The 20,819-nt window shown below is 60.6% G+C and carries 20 protein-coding genes; 6 read left to right on the top strand and 14 right to left on the bottom strand.

The annotated features are described in order from the left end of the window. Positions 1-10 precede the first annotated feature (10 nt). The 3 genes from BS629_RS01080 to BS629_RS01090 all read right to left on the bottom strand — a co-directional run bounded on the left by BS629_RS01080 (position 11) and on the right by BS629_RS01090 (position 3,133). Positions 11-880 (bottom strand): carbohydrate ABC transporter permease, encoded by an 870-nt coding sequence (locus BS629_RS01080; RefSeq protein WP_018246730.1) that lies wholly within the window; start codon positions 878-880, stop codon positions 11-13. Continuing rightward, on the bottom strand, positions 880-1,803 hold the full coding sequence (locus tag BS629_RS01085; RefSeq protein WP_018246729.1) for a carbohydrate ABC transporter permease: 924 nt from the start codon (positions 1,801-1,803) through the stop codon (positions 880-882). The genes BS629_RS01080 and BS629_RS01085 overlap by 1 nt, the downstream gene beginning before the upstream one ends. 82 nt (positions 1,804-1,885) lie before the next feature. Beyond that, the gene (locus BS629_RS01090) at positions 1,886-3,133 is read right to left on the bottom strand and encodes an ABC transporter substrate-binding protein (RefSeq protein ID WP_018246728.1); all 1,248 of its coding nucleotides are present in this window, start codon (positions 3,131-3,133) and stop codon (positions 1,886-1,888) included. Positions 3,134-3,312: 179 nt separating this feature from the next. Here BS629_RS01090 and BS629_RS01095 point away from each other — a divergent pair, with 179 nt between their 5' ends. Continuing rightward, a complete protein-coding gene (locus BS629_RS01095; protein ID WP_018246727.1) occupies positions 3,313-4,329 on the top strand; it encodes a LacI family DNA-binding transcriptional regulator in 1,017 nt (338 codons plus the stop codon). A gap of 41 nt (positions 4,330-4,370) precedes the next feature. Here the strand turns inward: BS629_RS01095 and BS629_RS01100 are convergent, their stop codons facing one another. Next, positions 4,371-5,429, bottom strand: coding sequence for a LacI family DNA-binding transcriptional regulator (locus tag BS629_RS01100; RefSeq protein WP_018246726.1), 1,059 nt, complete (start codon positions 5,427-5,429; stop codon positions 4,371-4,373). 140 nt (positions 5,430-5,569) lie between these two features. Between BS629_RS01100 and BS629_RS01105 the strand changes: the two genes are divergently transcribed. The 5 genes from BS629_RS01105 to BS629_RS01125 all read left to right on the top strand — a co-directional run bounded on the left by BS629_RS01105 (position 5,570) and on the right by BS629_RS01125 (position 11,963). Next, complete coding sequence (locus BS629_RS01105) at positions 5,570-7,891, top strand: alpha-L-rhamnosidase (protein WP_018246725.1); 2,322 nt, start codon at positions 5,570-5,572, stop codon at positions 7,889-7,891. Positions 7,892-7,928: 37 nt separating this feature from the next. After that, a complete protein-coding gene (locus BS629_RS01110) occupies positions 7,929-9,212 on the top strand; it encodes an ABC transporter substrate-binding protein (RefSeq protein ID WP_018246724.1) in 1,284 nt (427 codons plus the stop codon). A gap of 66 nt (positions 9,213-9,278) precedes the next feature. Next, complete coding sequence (locus tag BS629_RS01115; RefSeq protein WP_018246723.1) at positions 9,279-10,157, top strand: carbohydrate ABC transporter permease; 879 nt, start codon at positions 9,279-9,281, stop codon at positions 10,155-10,157. Further along, positions 10,154-10,981: a carbohydrate ABC transporter permease gene (locus tag BS629_RS01120; RefSeq protein WP_018246722.1), complete on the top strand. Its 828-nt coding sequence runs from the start codon at positions 10,154-10,156 to the stop codon at positions 10,979-10,981. Before BS629_RS01115 ends, BS629_RS01120 begins: the two co-directional genes overlap by 4 nt. 4 nt (positions 10,982-10,985) lie before the next feature. Beyond that, complete coding sequence (locus BS629_RS01125; protein ID WP_018246721.1) at positions 10,986-11,963, top strand: ABC transporter ATP-binding protein; 978 nt, start codon at positions 10,986-10,988, stop codon at positions 11,961-11,963. Positions 11,964-12,006: 43 nt separating this feature from the next. Here BS629_RS01125 and BS629_RS01130 read toward each other — a convergent pair whose 3' ends face one another. The 10 genes from BS629_RS01130 to BS629_RS01175 form a co-directional block, all read right to left on the bottom strand. Next, entirely contained in the window at positions 12,007-12,405 is a 399-nt protein-coding gene (locus BS629_RS01130) for a type II toxin-antitoxin system VapC family toxin (protein ID WP_018246720.1), read from the bottom strand. Further along, positions 12,402-12,653: an AbrB/MazE/SpoVT family DNA-binding domain-containing protein gene (locus BS629_RS01135; RefSeq protein WP_018246719.1), complete on the bottom strand. Its 252-nt coding sequence runs from the start codon at positions 12,651-12,653 to the stop codon at positions 12,402-12,404. The genes BS629_RS01130 and BS629_RS01135 overlap by 4 nt, the downstream gene beginning before the upstream one ends. Before the next feature lie 148 nt (positions 12,654-12,801). Next, the gene (locus tag BS629_RS01140; RefSeq protein ID WP_018246718.1) at positions 12,802-13,602 is read right to left on the bottom strand and encodes a phosphate/phosphite/phosphonate ABC transporter substrate-binding protein; all 801 of its coding nucleotides are present in this window, start codon (positions 13,600-13,602) and stop codon (positions 12,802-12,804) included. A gap of 40 nt (positions 13,603-13,642) precedes the next feature. Continuing rightward, the gene (locus BS629_RS01145; protein ID WP_018246717.1) at positions 13,643-15,097 is read right to left on the bottom strand and encodes an NAD-dependent succinate-semialdehyde dehydrogenase; all 1,455 of its coding nucleotides are present in this window, start codon (positions 15,095-15,097) and stop codon (positions 13,643-13,645) included. Positions 15,098-15,107: 10 nt separating this feature from the next. Further along, on the bottom strand, positions 15,108-16,187 hold the full coding sequence (locus BS629_RS01150; protein ID WP_018246716.1) for an ABC transporter ATP-binding protein: 1,080 nt from the start codon (positions 16,185-16,187) through the stop codon (positions 15,108-15,110). Beyond that, on the bottom strand, positions 16,184-16,984 hold the full coding sequence (locus tag BS629_RS01155) for an ABC transporter permease (protein ID WP_018246715.1): 801 nt from the start codon (positions 16,982-16,984) through the stop codon (positions 16,184-16,186). The genes BS629_RS01150 and BS629_RS01155 overlap by 4 nt, the downstream gene beginning before the upstream one ends. A 1-nt stretch (position 16,985) precedes the next feature. Next, positions 16,986-17,858 carry an ABC transporter permease gene (locus BS629_RS01160; RefSeq protein ID WP_018246714.1) on the bottom strand — a complete coding sequence of 291 codons (873 nt, stop codon included), beginning with the start codon at positions 17,856-17,858 and terminating at the stop codon, positions 16,986-16,988. Positions 17,859-17,971: 113 nt separating this feature from the next. Beyond that, complete coding sequence (locus BS629_RS01165; protein WP_018246713.1) at positions 17,972-18,982, bottom strand: polyamine ABC transporter substrate-binding protein; 1,011 nt, start codon at positions 18,980-18,982, stop codon at positions 17,972-17,974. A gap of 44 nt (positions 18,983-19,026) precedes the next feature. Continuing rightward, complete coding sequence (locus BS629_RS01170) at positions 19,027-19,350, bottom strand: NIPSNAP family protein (protein WP_003538302.1); 324 nt, start codon at positions 19,348-19,350, stop codon at positions 19,027-19,029. A 5-nt stretch (positions 19,351-19,355) separates the two neighbouring features. Next, positions 19,356-20,819: an aldehyde dehydrogenase gene (locus BS629_RS01175; protein ID WP_018246712.1), complete on the bottom strand. Its 1,464-nt coding sequence runs from the start codon at positions 20,817-20,819 to the stop codon at positions 19,356-19,358.

Raw genomic sequence — 20,819 nt, forward strand, 5'->3', positions numbered from 1 at the left:
ACGAGCGCTGTTACTTCACGGCGCCGGCCGTCAGGCCGCGCACGTAATATCGTTGCAAGAGAAGGAAAAGCAGGATGCAGGGGACCATGGTCACGGATATGCCGGCCTGCAGTGCGCCCCAGTCGATGATGCCGTATATGCCCGACGAAACATTCACCAGCATGATCGGCAGCGTGAACTTGTTCTGGTCGGACAGAAAGATGAGGGCAGCGAGGAATTCGTTCCAGGAATTCAGGAAGGCGAACATTGCAACGGTGGCGACACCGGGAAGCGCGATCGGCAGCATGATCCGGCGCAGGATCGTCGCCTGCGACGCGCCATCTATCCGGGCCGCTTCGATCAGCGCCTTCGGCACCGCGTCGAAGGCGTTGCGCATCATGAAAACGGAAAAAGGAAGCTGGAAGGTCACGTAGATCAGCACCAGGCCGAGAAGGCTGTTCTGCAGGTGGAAGGCTTTGAGGATCAGGAAAAGCGGCGTCAGGATCGACTGGAACGGGATCATCATCGTCGCCATGATCAGCACGAAGAGCAGCGACTGGCCGGGAAAGCGGAATTTCGAAAAGCCGTATCCCGCCGGCACCGAGACGAGCACCGTCAGGATCACCGTTCCGGCAGCGATCAGCACCGAATTGCTGGCATAGACGTACCAGCCGGCGCCGACATGTTCGAGGCGGCGGTAATTTTCAAGCGAGAAGGCTTTCGAGAAAAGCGCTGCCGGATCGGCAAGTGCTGCGGCCGAGGGCTTGAAGGAATTGGCGAAGGACCAGACGATCGGCATCACGAAGAAGACGGCAAAGACGCATGCCGTCAGAACGAAGGCGAGATAGCCGAGCCGCTCGCTCGCCGGCTTCGCTGCGAGATTGTGGTTGAGCCGTTCCATCAGCCCTCCTCCGGCCGCTGGCGCAGCAGGACGAACTGGATCGCGCTGATCGCCACCAGGACGACGAGCAGGGCAAAGGAGATCGCCGAGCCATAACCGAGACGGTAGGATGAGAACGACGCGAGATAGATCGAGAACACCGCGGAGATCGTGCTGTTCTCAGGGCCGCCCTGGGTGATGATGAAGAACTGGTCGAAGGCCAGCATCGACGAAGTGACGTTGAGGACGAGCGCCAGCACGACCGAGTTCCTCATCAAAGGCAGCGTGATACGGCGAAACCGGCTCCAGACGCTGGCGCCGTCGATCCTGGCGGCTTCGATGACGTCGCTGGATATGCTCTGCAGGCCGGTCAGAAGGATGATCATCGTGAAGCCCGCTGTTTTCCAGACGACCATCAGGATGACGACGCCGAGTGCCGGCCAGAAACTTTCGAGCGGCCTCGGCGCGCTGTCGATAATGCCTGCTCCGCGCAGCAATTGCGCAAAAACGCCGCTATCGGGATTGAGCAGCCACATCCACAATGTCGAGGCCGCCCCGAAGCCGATGACGACGGGCATGAAATAGATCGTGCGGAAAAAGCCGGCGATCCGCAGCGGCCGGTCGACGAGCAGCGCCAAAGGAAAGGCCACCAGGAAGATCGCAGCCGTGACCAGCACCGTGTAGAGCAGCGTGAAACCCAGGGAATGCCAGAGCTGGGTATCGCCGATCAGCTCGGCATAGTTGGAAAGGCCGATGAATTTCGTCCGGCCAAGAAGCGGCCAGTTGTAGAAGCTCATCCAGACCGTCATGACAAGCGGCACGAGGAAAAGCACGACGATGAACAGCAAGCCCGGCAGGATGAAGGCAAGACCAAGCCAACCCTTTGGCTCGGGTTCTCCGGTCGCGACTGCGCGCCTCCGGCTGCGAAGTGTCGAGGATACCACCGCAACTCCTCCTTCCGCTTGAAAGTCGAGATGTGAAATGGACGGCAGGGCATCCACAGATACCCTGCCGAAACGCGTTGGCTTAGTTCGGATTGGTGCGTTCAAGGATGCGGGTGAAGTCGGCCTGCGTCTTGGCGATCGTTCCGTCGACATCGTCGCCGAAGATCGTGCCCTGGATCAGATTGAGGAAGGGTCCGGTGCGGCTGACGAAGAGTTCGTCGGACGAAAATGTGTAAGGCGTGCGCCCCTTGGCGAGGATATTGTAGGCGACGAGATTGCGCTGGTCGAACTTCGCATAGGCTTCCGCTGCGAGGTCGGTGCGCGACGGCATCCCCGATTCCTGGGTGATATAGACCTGCTGCTCGGGCTGCATGTAGAAATTGACGAAGTCGAGCGCGACTTTCTTCTTCTCGTCGCTGATGCCCTTGATCAGGGAAAGCGTATCGCCGCCGGCAAAGCTCGATTCACCGCCCTTCGGCCCCGGGATCGGTGCGACGGCGAATTTCACGTCAGGATATTTGCTGGTCAGCAGATTGACGATGTAGGAGCCGGTCATCAGGATGCCGACCTTGCCCGAGGCGAAGGCCTCGACGGCATTGTTGCCGTTGCCGGAACGCGAGGTCGGATGGATCGCCCCGGCCTTCCACATATCGCGATAGGCAGCGATGGTCTCACGCAGCGCCGGCGTATCGACCGTGGCGCTGCGGCCGTCATCACTCAGCACATCGGCATTGGCGGCCCAGAGATGCGGCAGGAAATCGTAAATCAGCCAGCTTCCCGAATTAGCGACGAAATAGAAGCCATAGGTCTCGTTGCCGAGCGCGGCGATCTTCTTGGCGTCGGTGGCAATCTCCTCCATCGACGCCGGCGCCTTGTTCGGATCGAGGCCGGCCTTGGTGAACAGATCGGTATTATAAGCAATGATGGAGGCATCCGGCAGGGCCGGCACGCCGTAGATCTTGCCGTCATAGGTGGCAAGGCGGATGTGGGACGGGCTCATGGCCGCGGAATAAGGCAGCCCCTTCACGAAGTCGGAGATATCTTCGAGACCGTCCGCGGCGGCAAAGGTCGGAAGATAGATCAGGTCGAGCACGGCACCGTCAGGAGCCGCGCTGCCGGCAATCGCCGCACCCAGCTTCGGCACCATCTGCTCCGCCGTGATCTGGGTGACATTGACCTTGTCGGAGTGAGAGGCGTTGTATTTGTCGGCCAACCCCTGAAGGACGGCGCCGGACGACGTGCGCACCCATAGGGTGATTTCTTCGGCGCCGGCGAGAGAAGAGCTTGCCAGCAGTGCAAGAGCGGTGATCGTCGTTTTCAGTCGAAGCATGCTTGTTCCCCTTTTTCTCGTTCAGGCCTCAGGCCATCGGACGAAATGGACGTTAGATCAGAAATTTTTTGGTGTCGACAGTCTGTGTGCAAAAATATGATGTGCGTTTGATAAAACCTTTTAACAGCACATTTTTTTCTGCTAAAAGCTTTTATCATGAATCGACTACGAGGCGGCACTTGAAGAATACGGGCGATCGAAGACGGACGATTTATGATGTGGCGAAGGCTGCAGGCGTCAGCATTTCGACGGCGTCGAACGCACTGAACGACACCGGCCGGACGAATGCCGAAACACGCGAGCGGGTCCGGCGCGTGGCGGAGGAGATCGGATTTCGGCCCAATGCACTCGCCCGTGGGTTGCTAAGCAAGCGAAGCCATGCGATCGGCATGCTGACGAACGACACCTATGGCAGACTGACGCTGCCGATGGCGGCCGGGGTATCGGAGGTGCTGGTCGATCACGGCGTGTCCGTCTTCCTCTGCGCCACGAATAATGATCCAAGGCTCGCCCAGCTGCATCTGGAGGCGCTTCTCGACCGGCAGGTCGACGGCATCATATTCACCGCGACCCGCCTCGATCTCACGCCGCCGGTCCAGCTGTCTCGCTTGCCGATACCCGTCGTCTACGTCTTTGCCGAGGGACCGGCTGACAGCGTCACCTTCTTTCCGGATGACGAACAGGGCGCCCGCCTCGCCGTCGACCACCTGAAAGAACTCGGTCGATCGCGGATCCTCCACATCACCGGACCGCGGGATTATCTCGCCGCTCGCATCCGCGCCCAATCCTATCTTGACGCCTGCGGCGACGGTGCCGAAGCGATGTTCGGCGACTGGTCGGAGGAATGGGGTCACGAGGCCGTTCAGTCGGTGTTTGCCCGGCCCGGCGCAAAGCCCGACGCCATCTTCTGCGGCAGCGACGAGATCGCCCGCGGTGTCATCGACGCGCTGCGCGACCTCAATGTGGAGATTCCCACGGATGTCGCCGTGGTCGGCTTCGACAATTGGGAGGTCGTCGCACGGCAAACACGCCCGCCGCTGACCACCATCGACATGGAGTTGAAGGAACTGGGCCATCGCGCCGGCCTGGCAATCCTCAGCCTCTCCAAGGGTGAGCCGGTCCCTGCCGGCATCACCAAATTGCCCTGTCGCCTGGTCGTGCGGCAGTCTTGCGGCAGCCCCCTTCAATCCGGCTGAGAACGACGGCAAGCAACACAGCAAGCCGGCCGTCGTCGCTATTATCTGTCCGTGGAATTGCCGGAACGGGTCAGGCTGTTGCGGCTGACAAGCGATGGTATCTGGAGAATATGCTCGGAAGCGGTGCGGCCTTCTATTCTGGAAATGAGGGCCCGGGTTGCGACCTGACCGAGCTCCCTGCCCGACTGATCGATGCTGGCGAGATTGACGAGGCCGAGTGCTGCGGTCGACGAATTGTCGTATCCGATGACGGCGAGATCTTCGGGCACGCGCACACCCATCTCCATAGCCAGGCTCAGAAGGGTGATCGCGTCGAGATCGCTCCAGCAGAATACGGCGCGCGGCCTGTCCTTCCTCGATAGAAACTTTCGCATCGCCTCTTCCCGCTTCGGCGAAGCAATGGGAATCTTGCCGATCGCTGGCGAGGAGCCGAGCCCGCCACGCTGCATCGCCCGGCGAAACCCGATCTCACGCTGGCGGACGACGGAGACCGCATGCCCCTGGCGCTCGCCGAGACTGAGCATTTCGATATCGCGATAACCGCAGGCCAGAAGCGCTTCCACGGCGATCTCCGCGCCGCGCTGATCGTCTGCGTTGACGGTATCGAAGGCCGTAGCGCTGGCATCGTGGTAACCGACCGCGACGATCGGTATCTGGACTGCGAACTTTGCGAGGATCTCCGAGGGCAAACGCGGCGCAACGAGGATAAGGCCGTCCATCTTGTAGTCGATCATCGACTCGATCAACGACGTCTCCAGCTGCACGCGCGCATCGCTGACGCCGATCATCGCCTGGTAGTGCGAAGGCGCCAGCACCCCGTTTACGCCGGCAATCACCTCCGGAAGGAAAGGATTGCGGATATCGATCAGGAGCACTCCGATGGTGAAACTCCGGCCACGCAGCCCTCTAGCTGCCCGCGAGGGGCGATATGCGAGTGCCTCGATGGCATCAGTCACCCTTGCGCGCAGCGCATCACTGACGCCGTAGGCATTTCGCATCACCTTGGAAACCGCTGCGACCGATACGCCTGCGTGAGTTGCCACCGTCCGGATCGTCACGCGATCGTTTCGTTGCAGCTTTTGTTTTTCTTCGATTGACATGAAATCTCTGGCTTACTGCGGATCGTCGACATCGCCCGCAGAACCACCATGGCAGACTGGCAACGAAAATTCTATTGCGCTTCCGAAGAAAATGTAGAACGTTATATGGAGAACGTTCTACAACTCGTCGGGAGGACTTGATGAACTTTCAGCCGGCAGCCATCAGCGGCAACCTCGTTTCGCGTGCCTGGTCCGGGGATATGATCGCGCCACTATCGGATGGCGGTCAGGGAACGGCCGCAAGCTTCGTCTCCAAAACTTTCGAACATGATGGCGCCAAGCTTCCCGTCGAGCTCTTTATATCAGCACTTGGCCTCTACCGCTGCTTCATCAACGGCGTTCGCGTCGGCGACGATCTGTTGACCCCAGGTTGGACGAACTACGACGATCGCCTTGCCTATCAGCGATACGACGTCTCGAAGCTGCTCAAGCCGGGCCTCAACCGGATCGAGATCTGGCTTGCCGACGGATGGTATCGGTCGCCTTTGATGTGGGGCGCCCAGGCGATCCCGAATTGCTGGGGCGACAGGATCGGCGCTATTGCGGATCTGATCGGACCGGATGGCACCGTTCTTTCCACCGACACCTCATGGCGAAGCGGCCTTCTGCCGATCCTGAAATCCGGAATCTACTTCGGCGAAATCTATGATGCCCGCCAGGAAAACTACTTGGAGAGCCATGGCACCGAGAGATTGCCCTTCGACAGGGCGCTGCTTGTCGCGCACGAAACGGCTGCGGTGCGCGAGTTGCCGCCACTTGCCGCTGTCGAAAGCTGGACCGACGATGAGGGCAGGACCGTCTACGATTTCGGCCAGAATGCCGGCGGCTATGTCAGATACAAGGTCCGCGGCGCTGCCGGCGCCGAAGTCCGGGTGGAGCATTCGGAGGTACTCGGCCCCGATCGTCATTTCGACAATCGCAACTATCGCACTGCCGCGGCACATACCGTCTACACGCTGCGGGGAGACGGCGATGAGACCTACGCACCGCATTTCACCTTCCACGGCTTCCGTTATGCCAGGGTGACGATCGAGGGCGATGCGAAGATCCTCGCAATCGCGTCCATCCCGATCTCGTCGGTGCCTGAGCCCGCCGGCGGTTTCACTTCGGGCAATGCGCTGGTCAATCGCCTCGTCGAGAATACCATCTGGTCGCAGCGCGCCAATTTCGTCGAAGTTCCAACCGATTGCCCGCAGCGCGATGAACGCCTGGGCTGGACGGGCGACGCCCAGGTATTTGCCGCAACCGCATGCTGGCTGAGCGACAGCCAATCCTTCCTGAGGAAGTATCTGCGGGATGTGATGGCTGATCAGCGCGAGGATGGCGCCGTCTCGCATTTTTCACCGGATCCGACGCGCTTGCATCCGGCCAATTTCCCGGGCTATGCCGGCTCGACCGGCTGGGGCGACGCGATCGTCGTCATCCCCTGGGTACTCTACACCCATTACGGCGACCGGGCCGTCCTGTCGGAGTGCCTGGATTCCATGGTGCGCTGGGTCGATTTCGTCTGGTCGATCTCGGATGGTCCGCTCGTGCGTCCGCCCTCGCGTTGGGGCGACCGCGGCTTCACCTTCGGCGACTGGCTGCAGCCGGTCGGCGACAATCGAAAGCCTCGTCCGACGATTGCTGACGACTGCGCGGCCACGCTTTACCACTTCATCTCGACCGACCTTCTGGCAAGGATCGCAGCCACTCTCGGCGAGCATGCGCTTGAAGAGAAGATGAAACAGCGCGTAAACGAGATCCGGCGGACATTCGCCAACGAGTTCATCACGCCGGCAGGACGGCTCGCACACAACGACCAGACGTCCTATGCGTTGGCCTTCCTCCACGACCTGATACCGGCGGAGCACACGCAAGCCGCACAGCAGCATTTCCGGCAGGTGATCGTCGATGCCGACTACAAGATCGGCACCGGTTTCATCGGCACGCCCGCTCTGCTGCCGGCGCTGACGAAGCTCGGCATGGACGATCTGGCCGAAAAGGTCTTCCTGCAGGAGGATGTACCGGGCTGGCTCTACCAGGTGTCAAAAGGGGCGACAACGATCTGGGAGCGCTGGGATTCCATGGCGCCTGACGGCACCATCTACGAACCTGATATGAACAGCTACAACCACTATGCCTATGGCGCGGTTTGCCAGTGGCTGTTCGAAAGCGTCGCCGGAATTTCTCCGTGCCCGAGCGCGCCCGGATTTGCCGAGGTGGTCGTCGATCCGGCGCCGATTCCGTCCCTTTCGCCGGTTTCGGCCTATCATGATATCAGCCAGGGACGCATCGAGGCCGGCTGGCAGTGCGACGGCAACAAGGTCACCTATGTGCTGACCCTTCCGGAGGGCTGCATCGGCCGGTTCCGGCCGGGAAAACGGCATCAAAATCCGTCGCTCAACGGAGAGCCTGTTGTCGAGGAAGCCATTCTTCCCTCCGGGACGCACCAGCTGGTCTTTTCCCTACCCAATTCTTGAGGAGCATACACGTCACACCGTTCAGAGGAGGAACGTCATGACACATCGGATAAAACTCATTCTTGCGGGCGCGTCCGCGCTTTTGGCACTGGTCGCGGCTGGCCCGTCGCATGCAGACACCACGCTGTCATTCCTGATCGACAACAACCCGGACACCGTCGCGGCAGCCGAGGCACTGGTTGCCGCCTATCAGGCAAAGGCACCCGACGTGACGATCGAAATCGAGCCGCGGGCCGGTGGCGGCGAAGGCGACAACATCATCAAGACGCGCCTGGCGACGGGGGAGATGTCCGATGTGTTTCTCTACAATTCCGGCTCGCTGCTACAGGCGCTGAAGCCGACACAGACGCTTGTCGATCTGAGCGATCTCTCCTCGCAAGCGAAGGTCGACGAAGGTTTCAAATCGGTTGTCCGTGCCGATGGCAAGGTCTATGGCGTTCCCTTCGGCACGGCGATGGCAGGCGGGATCCTCTACAACAGGAAAATCTACCAGGACCTCGGCCTCTCCGTCCCGAAGACATGGGCGGACTTCATGGCGAACAACGCGAAGGTCAAAGCATCAGGAAAGGTCGCCGTGGCGCAGACCTATCGCGATACCTGGACCTCGCAGCTGTTCGTTCTGGCTGACTATTACAACCTGCACGCGGCCGTGCCGAACTTCGCCGCAGACTATACTGCCAACAAGGCAAAATACGCCGAGACGCCTGCGGCTCTGAAGGGCTTCGAACGGCTGAAGGACGTTCACGACGCCGGTCTGATGAACGAAGATTTCGGCGCGGCAAGCTACGACGACGGCCTGAGAATGGTGGCAACCGGCGAGGCAGCGCATTATCCGATGCTGAGCTTCGCGGTCGGCGCGCTCAAACAGAATTATCCCGAAAACCTCAACGATGTCGGCTTTTTCGCGCAGCCGAGCGACGACGCCGCAACCAACGGCTTGACGGTCTGGATGCCGCCAGCCCTCTACATTCCCCTGACCAGCCAGCACGCCGAGGAAGCACGGAAATTCGTCGATTTTGCCGGAAGCGTCGAGGCCTGCAAGATCATGGTGGAGACCAATGCCGTTCAGGGGCCTTCCCTGATCGACGGCTGCGACCTGCCAGCTAGTGTACCGCCTGCGATAAAGGACATGCTCCCCTATTTCGAGGCCAAGGACAAGACGACCCCGGCGCTGGAATTCGTTTCGCCGATCAAGGGACCGGCTCTTGAGCAGATCACCGTCGAAGTCGGCTCCGGTATTCGCCAGCCGGCCGACGCAGCAAAGCTTTATGACGACGACGTGCGCAAGCAGGCCAAGCAGCTCGGTCTTCCAAACTGGTAGCGGCCTTTCGGGTCAATTAACCTCGCTCCTAAAGGGGCGAGGTTCCACCCGATCGAAGAGGTAGTCATGACCGAGACACGCCCCCGCTCGCGCAAATCGCCCTACCCGCTGTGGTTTTTCATTCCGGCCGCAATCATCTACGGCGTGCTGTTTCTGGTTCCTACGGTATCCTCTCTCTGGTTCAGCCTCACACGCTGGGATCTTTCGACGGCCGAATTCATCGGGCTCGAAAACTTTCAGCAGTTCTTTTCCGAACCATTCCTGGTCAAGGGACTGGTCAACACGCTGATCTATGCCGTGACGACATCCGGCCTGAAGACGGTCTGCGGGCTGCTGCTTGCCGTGCTGCTAACCAGCAATATCTTCGCCCGCGGCTTCCTGCGCACGCTGGTCTTCTTTCCCGTCTTGGTCTCGACGATCGGCATCGGAATCACTTTCACGGTGATGATGCATCCGACCAGGGGCATCATCAATGTCACGCTCGAGACGCTCGGCATTCCCGGCCCGGGATGGCTCACCAATCCGGCGCTGGCGCTTTTTTCGGTGGCTTTGGTCGATGTCTGGAAGGGTGTCGGCCTTGCAACCCTGATCTTCATCGCCGGCCTTGCCGCGATCAGCCCCGATTATTATGAGGCGGCGAGGATCGACGGCGCCACGCGTCTCCAGCAATTTTTCCGGATCACCCTGCCGCTCGTGCGTCCTGCCACCGTCATCGTGGTGACATTGTCGCTGATCGGCGGGCTTCGATCCTTCGATCTGATATGGGCCATGACCCGCGGCGGGCCTGGTTTCTCCTCCGACGTGATCGCCTCGGTCATCTATAAGCAGTACCAGGCGGGTTTCTACGGTCTGTCGACGGCCGGAAACGTCATCCTGTTCGCGCTGATCGCCATAATAATCCTGCCATTCACCCTGTGGTTCAACCGGCGCGAGGTCCAGGAATGAGAAGCGTCCGCCCTTACGTGACCGGCGCGATAGCCCTTGCGGTGGCGGCCGTCATCTTCGTCATGCCCTTCGTTTTCGTCGCTCTCCAGGCGGTCAAATCGAAATCCGAAGCCTCTCGCCTCGATTTCGAATTGCCCGAGCATTGGCTGTTCTGGGATAATCTGATCGCCGTCTTCAAGGCGCGCGACTACCAGCTCGCGCTCGCCTATTTCAACTCCACGCTGATCACCGTGGTCTCCGTCACGATCCTGATCCTGCTGTCGGCAATGGTCGGATATGTGATGCAGCGCCGCAAGACCGTCTGGAACAAGGTGGCCTCCATTGCCCTGTTCATGGGTCTGATGATGCCCCCAGCCGTCGTACCCACCATCGGCCTCTTGCAGGAGATCGGTCTCTTCAAGACCATGACCGGGATGATCCTGATCCAGGTCGCCTATAATCTCTCGTTCTCGACATTGCTCTACCGGTCGTTCATTTCGACCATACCACGCGACCTTGACGAGGCGGCGCTGATCGATGGCGCCAAACCCCGACAGATTTTCTTCAGAGTGATCCTGCCGCTGCTGAAGCCGGTGACCGTCACCAACATCGTCGTGCAGTCGATCGCGATCTTCAACGATTTTACCAACCCGCTCTACTACCTTCCCGGCAAGGAGAACGTGACCGTGCAGCTGACGCTCTATAATTTCCAGAGCATGTATACGAGCCAGTACAATCTCCTCTTCATGAATATCCTCCTCGTGACGATCCCGCCGCTGATTGTCTTCATCTTCTTCAACCGGCAGATCGTCGCCGGCATGACGGCCGGCGCAGTAAAAGGGTAACCGAATGGCTGAGCTCACTCTCAAGCAAGTTCGCAAGAGCTTTGGCGCCCTTGAAGTCATCAAGGGAATCGATCTGGAGGTTGCCTCCGGCGAGTTCGTCGTTTTCGTCGGCCCGTCGGGATGCGGGAAGTCGACGTTGCTGCGGATCATCGCCGGCCTGGAGGAAACGACATCAGGCACGCTGACCATCGGCGGCAAGGAGGTGACCTATGCGGAACCCTCCGAGCGCGGTATTGCCATGGTGTTCCAGAGCTACGCGCTCTACCCGCATATGACCGTCGCCGAGAATATCGGCTTCGGCCTTTCACTCGCCCGCCGCCCAAAGGCCGAAATCGCCGCCAAGGTCGCGGCGACGGCCGAAACGCTGCAGCTCACCCAACTGCTGGAGAGAAAGCCGAAAGCACTCTCCGGCGGCCAGAGGCAGCGCGTCGCCATCGGTCGCGCGATCATCCGCGATCCCAAGGTCTTCCTGTTCGACGAGCCGCTCTCCAATCTCGACGCATCGCTCAGAGCCCAGATGCGTCTTGAGATCGCCGATCTGCACGCCCGCCTGAAATCGACGATGATCTACGTCACCCACGACCAGGTCGAGGCCATGACGATGGCGGACAAGATCGTCGTCCTGAACGGCGGGGCGGTCGAGCAGATCGGCAGTCCGATGGAACTCTACCGTAATCCGGCGACACCATTCGTCGCCGGATTCATCGGCAGCCCGAAGATGAACCTCTATGGGGGCGAGACCGCGCGGCGAATGAACTGCACGACCTACGGTATTCGCCCGGAACATATCAGGCTTTCGGAAGGTGCCGGGCAGTGGCAGGGCAGGATCCGGCATCTCGAGCGGCTTGGCGCCGACGCGATCCTCTACCTCGACGTCCCCGAACTCGGTGAGATGGTGGTGCGCGCCGAAGGCGAGACGCCATTTGCGCCTGGAATGACAGTCTGGGCAAATCCGGTCGAAGGAGCGGAACATCGGTTCTGAGGCTAACGCCTGCCCGCCGTCTCGCTCATGAGCCTGCGGAATTTCAGGCGAGAAGACGCGCGGGTTGGCCTTGGCGGATTACCAGCTCGACCGCCTGCTTGTCGAAAGATACGAAGCTCTCGCCGCCAAGCCATGCTCCTTCATGGGCGATCACGCCATCTGCAAAATCGCCATCCGCCTCCAGCATGGCCAGTCCTGCTTCGACCGCAGGACGGTTCATCGCCACATTGCCCGCGTTGAGCAGGTCGTGGATCGTCTGTGAAACATCTTCCTTTGATAGCCTGGCTCCTCGACGCAGTATCCAGACCAGTTCACATAAGCTCGGCAGGGAAACCGCGATCAGCGATGCTTCCTTGAGGAGCTTTGCCGCTGCCCTTCCCTGCTCGGCGTCATCCTGCAGGACGGCTCGAGCAAGAACGTTGGTATCGACTGAGATTTTCATTCCTCGCCAGCCCAGCCCGAAGCCGCGATTTCGTTCATCTCTTCGATGGTCAACGGTTTTTTCATCTTGCCAGCATGCCGTCCGATAAAGTCCTCGATTGTCCCCGTCGGACGAGCAGCCCTTACCCGCAGCTCGCCCCCAGGCAGCTTGTCGAATTCGATCCGCTCCCCCGGCTTGACCCCAAGATGCGTCAGCAAATCCCGTCTCAGCGTGATTTGCCCTTTCATTGTGACCGCAAGGGAAGCCATGGAAAATCTCCGAACTTTAAACCCATACAAAAGTAATGGAATTTTTCCTTGCATTCAAGGTTCGAGTGCTACGGACTTGCCTTCACCTGCCTAGTTCGTGTGGCTCACTCCCAACCGAAGAAAAAGTCGGGAAAAATTCGTCTGCCGCTCAAGCTCTCAATTGCGGCAAAGCATCGCCGGCAAGCGATAAGAGCGGCGCATAGTCGGCTTCGGAAAGCACTGAAAAATCAACGAGCCCGAGTGTAGCGCGCATAGCGGCCAGCGATGGCTCCTTGATCGCGGCGTCAAGCGCATTTCGCAGCAGAAGGACTCTCTCGTCCGATGCATCGCCTGAGGTGATGAAGGGCAGACCGGGGCCTTTGGGCGTTTCGGCGATGATGCGGACCGCTTGGAGATGGCCGGGATCGAAGCGGCGAATATTCGCATAAGTGACGCAGTCAATGGCCGCACTGTCAGCCCTGCCTTCGGCGACTGCCCCGATGCTGCCGCGGTGGCTGCCGGTTTCGATAATCCGGCCGAAGAAGCGACCGCTGTCGGCAAGCGGAGCGACCGCTGCGCGAAAGAAATTGCTGCCGGAATTGCTGTCAGGGCTGTTGATCGCAGCCGTCGTGCCACGCAAATCCGCCAGCGAGCAAAGGGGAGAATCCTTGCGGACGACAATGAAGCTGCGCATCAGCGGACCGTCGCAGCCAGGATGGTCATAGATCGGCGTCGCCACTAGGCGGACCCTGCCTCGCAGGCTCCTGGCAAAGGGATAGCCGCATGCCTGCGAGAGAAGAAGATCCGGCCTCAACCAGGCTTCGTCATAGGGAACCGTCCGATCGAGTTTTTCAGGCAAGCCCTTGAGGCTGGCATTCGCGAGATAATGCCGGAGGAACGACCAGAGCTCAGCCGTCGCATCCGCGAGCGGCTCCGATGTGACATACATGGCGATGCTGACGAGAGACATTCTGGTCTTTCCCTGCGATGAGGCGCAAGCATCGACCAGATCAGGCAATGCCGCCGAGGCATACATATTTAAGCTCGGTGTATTCGTCCAATCCGTGCCTCGACCCTTCGCGACCGAGACCCGACATCTTCACGCCACCGAACGGAGCCTCAGCCGTGGAGACAAGACCGGTATTGACGCCGACCATCCCATATTCGAGCGCTTCGGCGACGCGAAACACTCGCGACAGATCGCGGGCGTAAAAATACGAAGCAAGCCCGAACTCGGTGTCGTTTGCCTGTTCGATGATGTCCTGCTCGTCGCGGAAACGAAAAAGCGGGGCAAGCGGCCCGAAGGTTTCCTCGCGCGCGACCTGCATGCCGGCAGCGACATCGCGCAAGATTGTCGGCTCGAAGAAATGGCCGCCAAGCGCGTGGCGCTTGCCGCCCAAGACGATCCCGGCCCCCTTTGCAACGGCATCGCTGATATGGCTTTCGACCTTGGCGACGGCATTGTCATCGATCAGCGGGCCAAGCACGACGTCGCGGTCGAGACCGTTGCCGACCTTCAAGCCCGAAACCGCCGCGGCGAGCTTGGCGGCAAAGGCCTCGTAGACGCCGTCCTGGACATAAAGCCGGTTGGCGCAGACGCAGGTCTGGCCGTTGTTGCGGAACTTGGCGATGAGCGCGCCTTCGACGGCAGCGTCGAGATCGGCATCGTCGAACACGATGAAGGGTGCATTGCCGCCAAGTTCGAGACCGAGCTTTTTGATCGTCGGCGCGCATTGCCGGTAAAGCAGCTCGCCCGTCCGGGTGGAGCCCGTAAATGTCAGAACCCGAACGTCACGGCTTGCCGTCAGCGCTCCGCCAATTGCCGCTGCGTCACCCGTGACGATGTTGAGAAGCCCCGGCGGCAGGCCGGCACGCTCACCGAGAACGGCGATTGCAATCGCGGAGAATGGCGTCTGGAGCGCCGGCTTGAGGACGACGGCACAGCCGGCGGCAAGCGCAGGGCCAATCTTGCGGGTGATCATCGCGTTCGGAAAGTTCCAGGGCGTGATCGCCGCCACTACGCCTGCCGGCTGGCGCAGGACGAGGATCCGCTTGTCGGCCTGATGTCCCGGGATGGTTTCGCCGTTGATGCGTCTCGCCTCTTCGGCGAACCATTCGATGAAGCTCGCACCATAGGTGATCTCCCCCTTGGCCTCGGCCAGGGGTTTTCCCTGTTCCAGCGTCAGGATCATCGCCAGATCGTCGCGGTTTTCGATCATCAGCCGATGCCAAGCCTTCAGAACGGCGGCGCGCTCCCCGGCGGTCTTCTTCGCCCAAAGCTTCTGGGCAATCACGGCAGCGCGGATGGCCTCCTCCGTTTCCGCGGCACCGAGATCAGGGACCACCCCCAGCGGTTCGCCTGTCGCCGGATTGCGGATCGTCGCCGCCTTGCGGCCTTCCGCTTCGATCCAGCGATCGGCAATGGGGCATGCCTGACGGAACAGCGAGGGATCATTGAGCTTCATATGACAACTTTCAACAGAATACGTGAGCGGCACCGGGATCGAAATTCAGATGGACTATATCTCCGCGGCTGAGCCCCGCGATAGCCTCGTGACCGAACGGCAGGCGAACCGCCAGCGCCTCGCCTGTCGCCGTCTCGGTGGAGACATGAATATTGTTGCCGAGAAAGGTAATGTCGCTGACTGTTGCGGCAAGGCCCGCTTCCGCCGCTTGGGCGCGCGACAATCGAATGCGTTCAGGCCTCAGCATCAGGGCTGCCCTCGTCCCGGAGGTTCCTTTTCCATGCACCGGAATATGATTGAAGACGCTCCCGCCGCCAAGCGAAATGGTAGCCTGCCCATCGGAGGATGACAGCAGGTCGCATGAAATGAAGTCGCTGTCGCCGATGAATTCGGCAACGAAGCGGGTCCGCGGATTGGTGTAGAGTTCCGGCCCCGTGCCGATCTGGTCGATGACGCCCTTGGAAAAGACGGCGATGCGGTCGGAGAGCCGCAACGCCTCCTCCTGGTCGTGCGTGACATAGAGGATCGTCACTTCGGTCTGCTGATGGATCCGGCGTATTTCATGCTGGATTTCCTCGCGCAGCTTCTTGTCGAGCGCCGACAGCGGCTCGTCCATCAGAAGCACCGGCGGATCATAGGCTAGGGCTCTGGCAAGGGCGACACGCTGCTGCTGGCCGCCGGACATTTGCGCGGGCTTGCGATCCTCGAAGCCTTCGAGCCTGACGAGGCGCAGCATCTCCTTCACCTTGCTATCGACCTCGGCTTTGGACTTGCGCCGGACCTTCAGCGGGAATGCGATGTTTTCGCCTACCGTCAGGTGCGGAAACAGGGTGTAGCGCTGGAACACCATGCCGATGTTGCGCTTGTGCGACGGCGTGGCGAGCAGGGTCTTGCCCTCCAGCGTGATGTCGCCTTTCGTCGGAGTTTCAAAACCGGCCAGGATGTAGAGGGTCGTGCTTTTCCCGGATCCGGACGGTCCGAGAAAGGTCAGGAACTCCCCGCGCCGAACGTCGAGATTGACGTCGTGGACGGCAACGACAGGGCCGTATTCCTTGCGTATTCCGCGGATCTGAAGGAATGGTTCTTTCATTGTTTCAGTACCTTACGCACGACGGCAACCAGCGCCATCAAGATGATCGTCAAAAGGATGAGAAGGGTCGACGCCGCAGCGACAACCGGCGTCAGGTCTTGCCGCAGCGTCGCCCACACTTTTACCGGCAGCGTCTGCAGCGTCGGGCTGGACATGAAGATCGCCACCACCACCTCGTCCCAGGATGTCAGGAACGAGAAGACGGCCGCCGAAAATAGCCCATGGCTAATCGCAGGCAGGGTCACCCTGATCTTTGCTTCCAGAGGCGAGGCCCCGCAAAGAACCGCCGCGTCCTCGATCGACTTGTCGAAGCCCTCCAGCGCACTTGAGATGGACAGGATCGAGAAGGGCAGCGCGAGAACGAGGTGCGAAATGACGAAGCCTACCAACGTGCCGCCAAGGCCGATCCTCAGGAAGAAGGCATAAAGGGCAACCGCAAGGACCACGACGGGAAGGATCATCGGCGTCAGGAACAGCGCTTTCAGCGCATCGCGGAACAGGAACGAACCGCGCACCAGCCCGAAGGAGGTCACGAGCCCGAGCAGCACCGACAGGATCGTCACGATGACCGCGATCTTGAAGCTCGTCCAGGCTGATTCCAGCCAGCGCGGATCGGCAAAGAGCTCGCTGTACCATTGAAACGTCCAGCCGGGCGGCGGAAAGATCAGCCACTGCGAGGAGCCGAAGGACAGGGCGGCGATAAAGACGATCGGCAGCAGCAGAAAGGCCGCAGTCAGAACCGTTATCGTCAGCAGCATGTATTTCCACCAGCCGAGGCGGTCGAAATTGAGCAACATGTCAACGCCCTCCCGGGTTCTGGTTGCCGACGAAGCGCAGCTGCACGGCATAGAGCGACAGGGTCACCACGAGGAGAACCAGCGCCGCAGCACCTCCCATGCCCCAGTTGACCAACGACTGCACGAATTGCGCGATCAGCTCTGCGAGCATCATGTTCGCAGTGCCGCCGAGAAGCGATGGCGTGACGAAATAACCAAGCGACATGACGAAGACCATGAGGGCACCGGCCGCCATGCCAGGCATGGCCAAGGGCAGCAGGACACGGGTCAGGCACTGCCACCGGTTGGCGCCGCAAAGTGCTGCCGCCTGCAGGGTCGACGGGTCGATCTTCTTGATCACGCCGTAGAGCGGCAGGATGATGAAGGGCAGCATGATATAGGTCATGCCGATCGTCACCCCGGTCAGGTTGTTGACGAGCGCCAAGGGCTTGTCGATCAGCCCCATTCCGATCAGCGTCTTGTTGATGAGCCCCGTCCGCTGCAAAAGCACCATCCAGGCATAGGTGCGGGCAAGCAGGTTGGTCCACATCGACAGGAGCAGGATCGCAAAGATCACCGACGTCAGGCGGCCGGGCATGATCGCCAGTGCCCAGGCGACGGGAAATCCGATCAGCAGCGAAATCATCGTGACGAGACCGGAGACGATGAAGGTGTTGGCGAAAATCTTGAGATAGGTCGCGGATCCGATCAGCTGGGCATAGTTTCCAAAGCCCGGAACAGGTTCCAGCACGCTGCGCAACAAGAGCACCGCCACCGGCGCGATGAAAAAGATCGCCACGAAGGCGAGAGCCGGAACGACTCCGCCAAAACCCGTTGCCCTGCGGGCCTTTGGCAGGGGCGCAATTGCGCCGGAGGCATCGCTATACGTCGACATGACAGTCCTTCCCACCCGCCAATTTCCACAGGCGCCGAGGTCCAACAAACGGGCACCGACGCTGCGGGAGGCACGGCGAACATTCGCCGTGCCTGATCATCTCAAGTTTCAGGCTATTTTGCCTGCCATGCGTACCATTTCTCGCCGATGGCATCGCGATTATCAGCCCAATAGTTCATGTCGGCATTCACCTGGCTTGCCGTCTGCTGATCCGGCAGGGTCTTGGCCGTCTCCGGATCCATCAGCTTGGCCGAGTCAACATTGATTGGTGCATATCCGGTGGCCTTTGCAAGGGCGGCCTGCGGTTCGGCCGAGGTCGCCATTGCAATGAACTTCATCGCGGCTTCCGCGTTCGGCGAACCCTTTGGCACGACGAGCGAATCCGCAGCGGTGATGTTCTGTTCCCATGAGGTCTCGGTCTTGATACCGCTCGCCGCAAGCGCGGTCATGCGGCCATTCCAGACACTGCCGAAGGGAGCCTCGGCGGACGCCAGAAGCTGCTGCGACTGTGCGCCGCCCGACCACCAGACGATGTCCGATTTGATCGTATCGAGCTTCTTGAAGGCGCGGTCGAGATCAAGTGGATAGAGCTTGTCGGCAGCCACGCCGTCGGCAAGCAACGCCGCTTCGATCACGCCAGGAGCCGACCACTTGTAGAATGTGCGCTTTCCCGGAAACTTCGTCGTGTCGAACAGATCCGCCCAGGTCTTTGGGCAGGCGCTGACGGCATCGGCATTGCAGCCGATCACGAAGGAATAATAGAAGCTGCCGACCGAATAATCGGTTACAAAGCGCGGATCGAGCTTGGATTTATCGATGACGGAGAAATCGAGCTTCTCGAGCTGGCCATTCTTGCCGGCCTGAGCGGCATAGTCGCCTTCGACGTCGACAACGTCCCAGGTGACCTGGCCAGCCTCGACCATCGCCTTGAGCTTGCCGTAATCCGTCGGCCCGTCCTGTACGACGGTGATGCCGGTCTTCTCGGTGAATGGGCTGGCCCATGCGGCCTTCTGCGCGTCCTGGGTCGTTCCTCCCCAGCTCGAGAAGACCATGTTGTCGGCGTGTGCCGGCGCGGACACAGCCACGAATGCGGCAACCGCCGCGAAAGCAAATGTTGTTTTCATGTTCCCTTATCCTTGTTCTGGTTTGTCCTGTATGCCTTATGCCGTCAGTGCGCCTCGCTCCTGGGAGAAAAGTTAGCTGGCTTCATAATCTTGTTTTCCGCCACCTCGATGAGATCGCGGATTTTGGGCAGGAAGGCCTGCCACCGGGGATCGGCCAAAAGCCTCTGGCGCCTCGCTTCCCGGTCGTCCAGGCTCGCAAAGGCCCAGATGTGGACGATCTCGTTGATCGTCCCGATCTCCGAAAAGAAGTAACCGACGAGCGTGCCGAGATGGCTCTTCTGGATCTCGATCCCCTCCTCCTCGACGACCTTGAGATATTGCGGGATCGTGCCGTTCTTCAGCCGATAGGTGCGGATCTCGTAAAACATCGGCGCTACCTCATCACGAAGGGATCGGGGATCGGATCGTCCGATGTCCTGAGCCAGATCGTCTTGGTGCGGGTATAGTCGAGCGCCGCGGCCATGCCGCCTTCCCTGCCATGGCCAGACAGGCCGAAACCGCCGAACGGCGCGATCGGTGATACCACGCGGTAGGTGTTGACCCAGACGATCCCGGCACGGAGCCCCTTCATCAGCCGGTGCGCCCGGGTGAGGTTCTGGGTGAAGACGCCGGAAGCCAGGCCATAACGGGTATCGTTGGCGAGCCGCAGCGCCTCGGCCTCCGTCTCGAACGACACGACGGACAGGACCGGTCCGAAGAATTCCTCGATCAGGGACGGCGAGGCGACATCGTCGCAATCGAGAATCGTCGGCGGGAAATAATAGCCGTCGCCGTCGATCTTGCTTCCGCCCGTGACGAGGCGGGCGCCGCTTTCAATCGACTTGGCGACGAGGGCGCCGATATTGTCCTGCTGGCGCTTGGTGGCAAGCGGGCCGACTTCTGTCGCCATATCGAGCGGAGCACCGATCCGGATCGCCTCCGCCTTCTCACGCAGCATGGCGACGAACTTGTCCTTGATGCTGCGTTCGACGATCAGCCGCGACCCGGCAACGCAGCTCTGCCCTGTCGCGGCGAAGATGCCCGCGACCTGAGCATTGGCAGCGCTCTCGAGATCCGCGTCGGCAAAGACGATGAATGGCGACTTGCCGCCAAGTTCAAGCGAGGTGGAGGCGAGGTTTTCGGCCGAGTTGCGAACGACATGCCGGGCGGTTTCAGGACCGCCGGTGAAGGCGACGTGCGCGACCTTCGGGTGCCGCCCGAGGGCGGCGCCACAGGAGGCGCCGAAACCCGTGATGATGTTGACGACGCCGGCAGGAAATCCTGCCTCGTGCACGAGCCGCGCAAATTCGAGAAGCGGCGCCGGCCCATCTTCCGAGGCCTTGACCACCATCGTGCAGCCGGCCGCAAGCGCCGGGCCGATCTTCACCGCCGACAGGAAGAGCTGGCTGTTCCACGGCACGACCATCGCAACGACGCCGATCGGCTCGCGGCGAAGCCAGACATCCATGTCGGGCTTGTCGATCGGCAGGTAGGCGCCTTCGATCTTGTCGGCGATACCGGCATAATAGCGATAGTATTCGGCGACATAAGCGATCTGCGCAGATGTCTCGCGGATGATCTTGCCGGTGTCGCGTGTCTCCAGTTCTGCGAGGATCTGCGCGTTTGCGGCAACCAGGTCGGCCAGCTTGTAGAGCAGCTTGCCGCGTTGCGTGGCCGTCAGTTTCGGCCAGGCGCCTTCGTAAAGCGCCCTGTCGGCCGCGTTGACAGCCCGATCGACATCCCCTTCGCGCGCTTCGGGCATATCAGCCCAGACCGCGCCGGAGGCTGGATCGATGCTCGGATAGCTGGCCTCGCCATCCGAGAATTCGCCGTCGATGTAGTGCTGGAAACGCCGCAT

The sequence above is a fragment of the Rhizobium leguminosarum bv. viciae USDA 2370 genome (assembly GCF_002008365.1).
GTDB classification, from domain to species: domain Bacteria; phylum Pseudomonadota; class Alphaproteobacteria; order Rhizobiales; family Rhizobiaceae; genus Rhizobium; species Rhizobium leguminosarum.